Below are 8,701 nucleotides of genomic sequence, written 5' to 3' on the forward strand. Positions count from 1 at the left end.
GGGCTCAAGCTATGTCCAAACGGGTCAGTACTGATTGGTTTTGCAGCTGATAACCGCGTCATCGGGGCATATGCACAAGGAGCTATCGCTGGACTGAATGGAATTTGTCAGCCACTGATACCGTAGTGGAAATTGGGGTGGGTGAATCGCCACGATTGCAGTAGGCACTTTGTTGCCATAATTAATTGCGAAGGTGCATTCGTTAGTGAAAGTTCCTGCTCTTCGTATCTAACTGACCGAGCAAATGCGAGCAATCGACCAGCCGCTTGGCAATCAGGTTGCGCACGCCGCTCTTCGATTGCCAAATACCGTACCCCCCCAGGAGTGAGGCATTCATCAGTTCGGCCCGCTGCTTTTCCACCAGCGCGGGCCAGACGATGATGTTGATGGTGCCAAATTCATCTTCCAGGGTGAGGAAGATCACCCCCTTGGCCGTTTCCGGCCGCTGTCTTACCGTGACGATGCCGCAGCCCCTGGCCAGCTGGCCATCGCTGAAGGTGTTCAGGATATCCGACGGTACAAAGCGCATTTTGTTGAGGCGCTCGCGCAAGAGAGCGAGTGGATGGCGGCCCAGTGTCAGGCCGACATGCCGGTAGTCCGCCACGATGTCATCGGCTTCCGTCGGCGGCGCCAGCTCCAGCACGGGTTCGGCAATGGTCGTCGCGCGCATCAAATCCCGCTCCGGCACGCTCGCCGCGGCATCCCACATGGCCATGCGGCGGTTGCCCGTCAGCGCTACCAGGGCATTGGCTGACGCCAGCGCCTTCATATCCCCCGCATCGAGTTGCGCGCGCATGGCAACATCGCGTGTATTCTTGAATGGTGCTGCTGCCCGAGCTTCTTCGATGCGCCACGCCGCCTCCCGTTCCATTCCGTTGATATTATTTAAACCAAGGCGTACCGCCATTCTGCCGTCCGCCATCGGCTCCAGGGATGCTTCCCACCCGCTCGCGCAGACATCGACGGGCCTTACCTCGACATCATGCCGGCGAGCGTCCTGCACCAGAGAGGAGCGGCTATAAAAGCCCATGGGCTGGCTGTTGAGCAGGGCGGCCAGGAACTCGGCGGGATGATGGCACTTGAGCCAGCTGCTGGCGTAGGCCAGCAAAGCAAAGCTGTGTGCATGGGATTCCGGAAAACCATATTCGGCAAAGCCGCGTATCTGGCCAACAATCGACGAGGCAAACTCGATGCTGTAGCCTCGCTCGGCCATGCCGCTCATGAGTTGATCTTCGAACTGTTCCAGGCCACCCTTTCTTTTCCAGGCGGCCATGGCGCGGCGCAGGCGATCGGCTTCACCGGCCGTAAAACCGGCCGCTGTCATGGCGATCGACATCACCTGCTCCTGAAAGATCGGCACCCCGAGCGTGCGCCGCAACACCGCCTCGATCTCCGGGCTCGGATAGGTCACTGCTTCCAGGCCCTGGCGCCGGCGCAAATACGGATTGATCATGCGGCCCTGGATGGGCTCTGGCCGGATGATGGCCACCTCAATGACGAGGTCATAGAACTCGCCTGGCTGCATTCGCGGCAGCATCGACATCTGCGCCCGCGATTCGATCTGAAACACGCCGACGGTGTCCGCTTTGGAAATCATCTGGTAAGTGGCGGCATCCTCATGGGGAATATCGCCCAGTTCAAAACGCTCGCCACGCTGCTCCGAGATCAAAGCCAGGGTACGGGCGATACACGACAGCATGCCCAGCGCCAGAATGTCGATTTTTAGGAGACCCAGTTCATCGATGTCGTCCTTATCCCATTGAATCACGGTGCGCTCGGGCATGGCCGCGTTTTCAATCGGCACCAAACGGGAGAGCGGACCGCGCGAAATGACAAAACCGCCGGGACGCTGGGAAAGATGACGTGGAAAACGCATCAGGCGCTCGGCAATTGCCGCCCATTTTTCGGCGATCGGGGAGTGCGGATCGAGTCCGCAGGTGGTAAGACGCTGCTGCAGGTCGGCCCGCCCGCCCCAGCTATGCGAGGCTTTGGCCACCTTGTCGACCACCGATAGATCCACGCCTAGCGCGCGCCCCACATCGCGCAGGACACTGCGCGGGCGGTAGGAAATCACGACGGCGGTCAGGGCGGCCCGCATGCGGCCGTACTTGCGATAGATGTATTGAATCACCTCCTCGCGCCGCTGGTGTTCGAAATCCACGTCGATGTCGGGCGGCTCATCGCGTTCGCGTGAGATAAAGCGCTCGAAGAGCAGGGTGCCACGCGAGGGATCGACTTCGGTGATGCCGAGGCAGTAGCACACGGCCGAATTCGCCGCCGATCCGCGCCCCTGGCAGAGGATTTTTTGCGAGCGGGCAAAGCGCACGATGTCAAATACCGTCAAAAAATACGGTTCGTACTGCATGTCGCCGATCAATTCCAACTCATACTCGAGCTGTGCCTGCACGTTGTCTGGAATGGCGTGTGGGTAGCGCCAGTGCGCCCCAATATAGGCTTGCTCGCGCAGGTAGCTGGCCGGGGTCTGTCCCTCGGGCACGATCTCGCCTGGATATTCATAGCGCAGTTCATCAAGCGAGAAGGTGCAGCGCTGGGCCACGCGCAGGGTTTCATCGAGGGCGTCGCGCGGATACAGGTTGCCTAGCCGTAGGCGCGAGCGTAGATGCGCTTCGGCATTCGAGGCCAGCTGATATCCATCGTTTAAGTCGCCATGTTTAGCGGCGCCGTGCCACCTGTCCGAGCCGATGACGCGTCGGCCTGCTTGGTCAGCTCCGTGCCGGCAAACTGAAAACCCTTGACGTTGGCAAAGATCGGATCCTTGAGTTCCTGCAGCTCGTGATGCGGGAAGGCGGTTTTCAGTGCTTTGCGATAGAAGAAGGCGCCACCGCCGACCAGAATAATATTGTTGATGTCGGCAGCGTCGCCCACGTAGTGCAGCATCTCGGCGACAGCCTGCTCCGGGATCTTCTGCGCGAGCGGCAGGTGCTGGGCAATGTCGTATTCCTTTTGAAAGATGACCGGCTTTTTTCCCGTTCGCAGCGCCACATCGATCGCGTCGTATTCCCGGTAGTGAGAGCCTGTGGTTCGGCTGATGCCTTCGGTGATCGAGTGGAGCACGTCAAACATGCCGCGCGGTACCGAGTGGCTGCGTTTGTCAATTTGCTGCATGCCTTGCGTCACCAGCCAGTCAAACGTCCGCCGCCCCGGATCGATGATCAGATTCCGTTCCTTGCGCATCTGAGCAAGGCGTCCATGGGTCAGTCCGCAGTACATCAAGGCCCCGGACGGCTGTGCAATTGCCTTGACGCGCGCTACCGTGATATTTTTGCCTTCGGCCAGGACGTGTTCACCGGTCACGCGGCGTTCCAGCGCCGCTACTTGCTTCTTGAGCTTATACGTGGCCACGGGCAGACCAAGTACCAGTAGATCGATCCGGTCGACACGCATGTAATGCAGTGCACCCAGTAGCAAAGCCAGATGTTCGGGCGTTGCACTGTAGCTGTCGTGCTGCAGCACATTGGCATTGAAGATGTCGGAGGCGAGGTGAGCGTCTGGCCCGACCTCATAGTTCAGATCGTCGACCGGGACGCAGACGGTCCGACGTTTCACTCCCCAGGCTTCCTGCTCATAGACTGTTTCACGTGGGTGAGCCTGCGACGGGAACATCGCGCAGCGCAGGTCACCAGCGCTGACCGCTGCAATTAATTTGGTATTTCCCCGGCCAATGTCCACGGCTCGCACGATGGGTTCCACTTCGTCCTCCTGTTTGCTGCAAGCAATCAACAGTAATAGCGGGGCGGTACGTACTCCATAGGAAATGCCCGGCTTTTTTGGCAGAACTTGTCGTGTGTGCGAATTCAGACGCGCTGGGGAACGAATGGAGTCGCGCTGCGGCGCAGCTATATTGGCATATGCTGGCGTGAGAACGCATCGCATGTGCGCTGGAATCGTGCCGCACCGCAGACGTACGTTGGTTGTTTATCTGTGCACCTGGTTCAGTCCGTTCCGATGTTCAATACCATTTACAATCAGAGGAATGACGACGCGGCGTTCTTCATAGGGAGAAATCCTCGCCAGAAGCACTTACCAAATAAATTCGACCTCAATCATAATTTTTCAGCGCCGAAAATCGGCTTGACATTCGAAAAAACTGATCATATTCTGTGACGACTGTCTGGACCCACTTCCAGGAACATCGCGTTCCGAATGTGGCGCTGGCAAGCAATCACGAAGCGGCCTGGTGGTAGGGCTGATGGGATGACCGTGAGGGAAGAGGGGCAAGGTCCTGGTTCAATTGAGAGTGGCCGGGGCACCTAAATGTCTTTGTGGCGCAAGCGCCGCACTGCTCGCGCAAGACGCGGGGACTAACACAGAAGGAGAAATTCGCTGGTTATTCGCATGAGCATTTTTAAGACACCGCGCCTTCGGGCAAACAGAAAATCCGCCATCGACGCTGAGATAGGGACAGCGCGTTGGAATGTCTAGAGTACATCTCCCTCGTTGGCGCAGCAGGCCGGGCGCCGATGGCTGGCAGTATGGATATTTGCGGCCCGATTCCGCAAGCAGCGCAAGGAGTGCCGCCGGATCGCCTTGCCACGGCTCGACACGCTTGTCAGCGACCATTTGCGGCTGCAGCTTGATGATCCGCCGTGTCTGCGTCTTGGCGCCGGCCAGCGTGGCGCGCACCATGGTGCCGTTCATGAGGATAGGGCGATCTTTCATGCTTTTTCTCCAGCGGCCGGCGTAGTGGCAAACATATCGACGGTTTTGGTGTCGCGCACCACTGGCGGCGGCAGCACGTCCAGGAATTCACCGATGGTCAGCGCGTTGTCGCGCGGCCCATACGGCAGGCAGTCAACGGTCCAGTCGTCTGGAAGGTCGTCCTCGGTCCGAATTTCCTCATCGGCCACTGCGTCGATGGGCTGGTCTTTGATCCCGCCAAAGTTCGACTTAAAGCGGATTTCGGCTTCGCGCTCGCTGGTGCCCATGATGACGGTCGTCAGTGTGGCGCTGACGGTGTAGAGGCGGTTGATCATGTGGTGCCGCCTTTCAAGACCTCGCGCACGCTTACCATCACCTCATCGAATTTCTCCGACGTACATCGCATGCTTTCGTCGTGATCGGTAATGTCATCGTTGTCGTCGAGCTTCTTGATTGCCAGGAGCAGGTCGCGCACCACGCGCAGCTTTTCTTCCAGCCCTTTTGCATATGCATTCATGACGGCCGCCGTCCAGCCGCCGCCAAGGGCATCGTCAGGCAAGCCGTCGAGCGCATTCCAGCAGGCAACCAGGCGATGCGCATTGGCCTCGCGCATGCCGGGATTGTTCGCGCCGAAGTCGATGTCGACCGCCACGCCGGCCTGACTGCCCATTCCACGGATCACGGTTTCCGGACTGCCGCCGTCATCCTGCGCGGTTTCTGCAACGAAAAGCAGATCAGGGGTGCGCACGCCGCTCATGCTGCAGCTACCACCACCGTGTAGATGCGGAACCGGGCGACCTGATTCATATCGATATAAGAAGCTCGGACGCATTGAAACCACCGGCCATCGTGCGACAGGAAACCGGCGAGACCGTACGCGCGGCGCCGATGGGATGTCTTGTTTATCCCCATTGACGACCACGTCCGCATCGCCTTCACGGAACTTTACCCTGACGAAACCCAGGAAAATGCCAACCGCTTCCTTGCCAATACACACGCTTATTTCTGCTCGCTCGGGGTGCGCCCCAAAGCCTTGTTGACTGACAACGGTTCAGCCTTTCGCTCCAGGTCATTCAAGGCCACTTGCAGTCAGATAGAAGTGACGCACCGCTTTACACGGCCATACGGTAGAGCGGGTTTTTGGATTGGGGGCGGTAGTGCCGCCGCATATTGGGGAACTGGCATTGCGCCTGCCAAGAGAGCGCGACAACAATGTAGCCGCCATTCACAGGCAGAGCACCTTGCTTCCGGCATTTTGCCCGTTTTTAGGGAGATCCAGCACATCCCCCTCGCCCCCAGCGATGAGGATGGCGAGGGCGCGGGAGTCAGCCAGCTACCATGAAAGGAGGAGGGGCGATCTTGTTTGTATACTTGATGAGGGTAGCTATCGCTGCTGTTTCGGACCGGATGTGATTACCGGAAAGAGTATCAACGGACTGATTTGCTAATACGTGAGGGCACAATACGTGCAGCCCGCGCATTTAGTTTAGTGACCAAGGAAGCGTGACACAGTGCTGCTTTGCCGTATGCCGACATCTTATAGGTCGACGCAAATTTTCTATACGGATTGTGGAAAAAACCTACGTGCAAACCGCCCGCTTAACGGACGGTTTGCAGACGAACGACGACGGTCCGATCGATATCGAGATTCTCGTTTGTGACCCCGTAGGCGCTGTCGGCGCCCTGTGCCGACAGCCCATTCACCAGGATTAGGCCGGGAGCGGCGTCCTCCAGCGTTTTGGCGGCAGCGGCTGCCCGTGCGGCAGACAGCATGCGATTGCCGCTGTCTTTCGTGCCGGCTGCCGGACAGCCATCGATCTTGACCGCATCCCGAATCTGATTGACGTAGGTGCAGCGGGGCGCGACCCTGGCGCCGCAGTTTGACGCTGAGGCAGCGGGCGGTGAGGCAAGGCCGGTAATCGACGCGTTGAAGCGGCCGCCGGTGCTTTCAGCATGGTGGACCGCAGCAGCGGCCAACAGTTTCAGTTCAGTGTCGATCGTCTGGCTGCTGCAGGCATTGCTGGCGAAGGATTTGCTGGGGGCGAAAGTCACCACGTAGTCGCGCCCGTCGCGCACGCATGCTGTGTTGTGGGCGGCAAAATAGCCGCTGGCGCAGAACGACGCGCCAGCGTCCGGCGTGGCGGCAGTGCCGCCGCCGCTGCCGCCAGCGGGGTACGGGGCCACATTGATCACCGACGAGACGGTATTGGTGGGGTTGAAGGTATTGCTGTTATTGATATTGAAGTTGGCGTTCAGCGTCGCTGAAGCCTGGCTGACGGCATACGCGGCGGCAGATACGTTGATGTTGTTGGCTATCGCCACCTGCAGGTCTTTGCCTGCCACACCGGTCTGGCTGACAAGCAAGGCCGGTGCGCTGCGTGCGGCGTCGTCGATGACCTTGGCACTAGCGGCGTCCGCAATCCGCGTTACGGCGGCTTCATCGACTTGTTCCAAAGTGGGGAAGATAATTTCTGGCGGTGGGATTTTTCCATCCTTGTCTTTTTCGGGCACGCGCGCGCCGGCCTTGACCCTTGTTTCCATCTTTTCGACCAGCAGCATCTGGCGTGCGGCCCACTCGTTAGCAAGGGAAACGTGCAGCGCGACGGGCGGTGCTGGCGGCGCTTTTTGCCCGTCCACCATCGCTGCATAAGATGCGCTAAAGCTGCCGAACAATTCATGGGCGCCGTGAGCCGGTCCTGCCGCATCGTACTCTACCAGCTTGTCTTCGATGATGGTTTTGTTCGCTGCATCGTCCTTGATATCCTTGATGAACAGCGTGTCGACGATCTCGGTCAGCATGGAAAATTGCGTGCCCTGCTGCAGATTGCTGCAGGCAGCGCGCCGCATCTCCCGCATGAATTGCTGCAGGTATTCCGGGTTATTCGATCCGGTTTTTTTCAGCCGTTCCTGGTAAATGCCTTCGATCTTTAACTTGGCCTTGTTGACGCTTTTCTGGATATCGGGACCGAAAGCCATGTAGCTGACGCTGATGACGCCGTAGCCTTGCTGGTCCAGTTTGTTAATGATGGCGTCGGCTGGCCGCAACGCGCTGTGCAACATGTCGAGACTGCGCCGAGCGACATGGACGATAACCTGGTTGCGCAGCGTGTCGCTGATGACAAGCCGGTAGTCGCCGGACAGAAGTCGGTCAAACTGGTCAAGGGTGGCTCGGAAGTTGGTATCCCAGGCGGCCAGCTCGATGGCCATTTGCTGGCTGAACAGCTGACGGTCCTTATACAGCGTCTGCCGTAGTACGTTGATGCTGGTGCGCAGCTCAGCGAGCTTTTGGCGTATTGCTGCCGGATCGATGTGATTCACTGCAGTTGCTACGGCAACCAGACGGTTTTGCTCCGGGCTTTGCAGGCTGTTTTCGAGTGCATCTTTTTTCTGATTGACAAGGTCTCTCAACTCATTCAATTGCGTGACGACGTTCTCAAACTTGTCTAGCTCCGCTTTCCTGAGCATCTCGGCCTCGCCGGTTGAGAACTCGTAGTCATACTTGGTCTGGATTTGTGCAAATGCGCACAAGGGGAGGAATTCGTAGTGTTTCTTGCTTTGATTTAGCCATACATCACAGTCGCCGAAGTTGCCAAGATGCGTGGTGAGTATATTGCTGGGAGCAGCGTTCGGCAGGGGATCTTCTTGCACTTGTCGGCATTGTTCCGACACGTCAACCCGTTGACCAATCGATTTGGACATCTGGGCTGCACAACCACTGAGCAAGCCGATCCCAACTATGACGAACATAGTAAAAGCATGTCTACGCATGATTTTTCTCCCTAGTGTCTTGTCATACTAATGGCGGAAATTGAAAAAATTATCACCAAATATCACTTTAATAACAAAATTACCTAGAAAGAGGAGTGAAAAATTGTACTCAAGACCATCTTTGCGGATGCCAGACTGCTTTTTACAACGCAGTGGTCGCGGTGCTCAAACCTAGGAACTCGCGGCGTCAACAATAAAGCTGGTCGGAGCCCGTCTGCTTACGCTCCAGGCTGCGTGAAAACACAGGCTGCGTGGCCGCGCGTTGCGTTGCGCA

5 protein-coding genes and 2 pseudogenes are annotated in these 8,701 nt (G+C 58.0%); 1 reads left to right on the plus strand and 6 read right to left on the minus strand.

What is annotated here, in order from left to right:
• Positions 1 to 202: 202 nt before the first annotated feature.
• The 5 genes and pseudogenes from AC0V2Y_RS24895 to AC0V2Y_RS24915 all read right to left on the minus strand — a co-directional run.
• Positions 203 to 2,653 (minus strand): annotated as a pseudogene (locus AC0V2Y_RS24895) (error-prone DNA polymerase); the annotation flags it as partial.
• 5 nt (positions 2,654 to 2,658) lie between these two features.
• Entirely contained in the window at positions 2,659 to 3,711 is a 1,053-nt protein-coding gene (locus AC0V2Y_RS24900; RefSeq protein WP_475417366.1) for a PRTRC system protein D, read from the minus strand.
• Between the two features lie 537 nt (positions 3,712 to 4,248).
• The gene (locus AC0V2Y_RS24905) at positions 4,249 to 4,680 is read right to left on the minus strand and encodes a hypothetical protein (RefSeq protein ID WP_475417367.1); all 432 of its coding nucleotides are present in this window, start codon (positions 4,678 to 4,680) and stop codon (positions 4,249 to 4,251) included.
• Positions 4,677 to 4,994, minus strand: a complete 318-nt coding sequence (locus AC0V2Y_RS24910) for a hypothetical protein (protein ID WP_475417368.1) — start codon at positions 4,992 to 4,994, stop codon at positions 4,677 to 4,679. Before AC0V2Y_RS24910 ends, AC0V2Y_RS24905 begins: the two co-directional genes overlap by 4 nt.
• On the minus strand, positions 4,991 to 5,416 hold the full coding sequence (locus AC0V2Y_RS24915; RefSeq protein WP_475417369.1) for a hypothetical protein: 426 nt from the start codon (positions 5,414 to 5,416) through the stop codon (positions 4,991 to 4,993). Before AC0V2Y_RS24915 ends, AC0V2Y_RS24910 begins: the two co-directional genes overlap by 4 nt.
• A gap of 126 nt (positions 5,417 to 5,542) precedes the next feature.
• Here AC0V2Y_RS24915 and AC0V2Y_RS24920 point away from each other — a divergent pair.
• A pseudogene (locus AC0V2Y_RS24920) lies at positions 5,543 to 6,001 on the plus strand (DDE-type integrase/transposase/recombinase); the annotation flags it as partial.
• A 257-nt stretch (positions 6,002 to 6,258) separates the two neighbouring features.
• On the opposite strand, the gene AC0V2Y_RS24925 reads toward AC0V2Y_RS24920, so the two are convergent.
• Positions 6,259 to 8,358 carry a hypothetical protein gene (locus AC0V2Y_RS24925; RefSeq protein WP_475417370.1) on the minus strand — a complete coding sequence of 700 codons (2,100 nt, stop codon included), beginning with the start codon at positions 8,356 to 8,358 and terminating at the stop codon, positions 6,259 to 6,261.
• Positions 8,359 to 8,701 lie beyond the last annotated feature (343 nt).

The sequence above is a fragment of the Janthinobacterium sp. BHSEK genome (assembly GCF_056174685.1).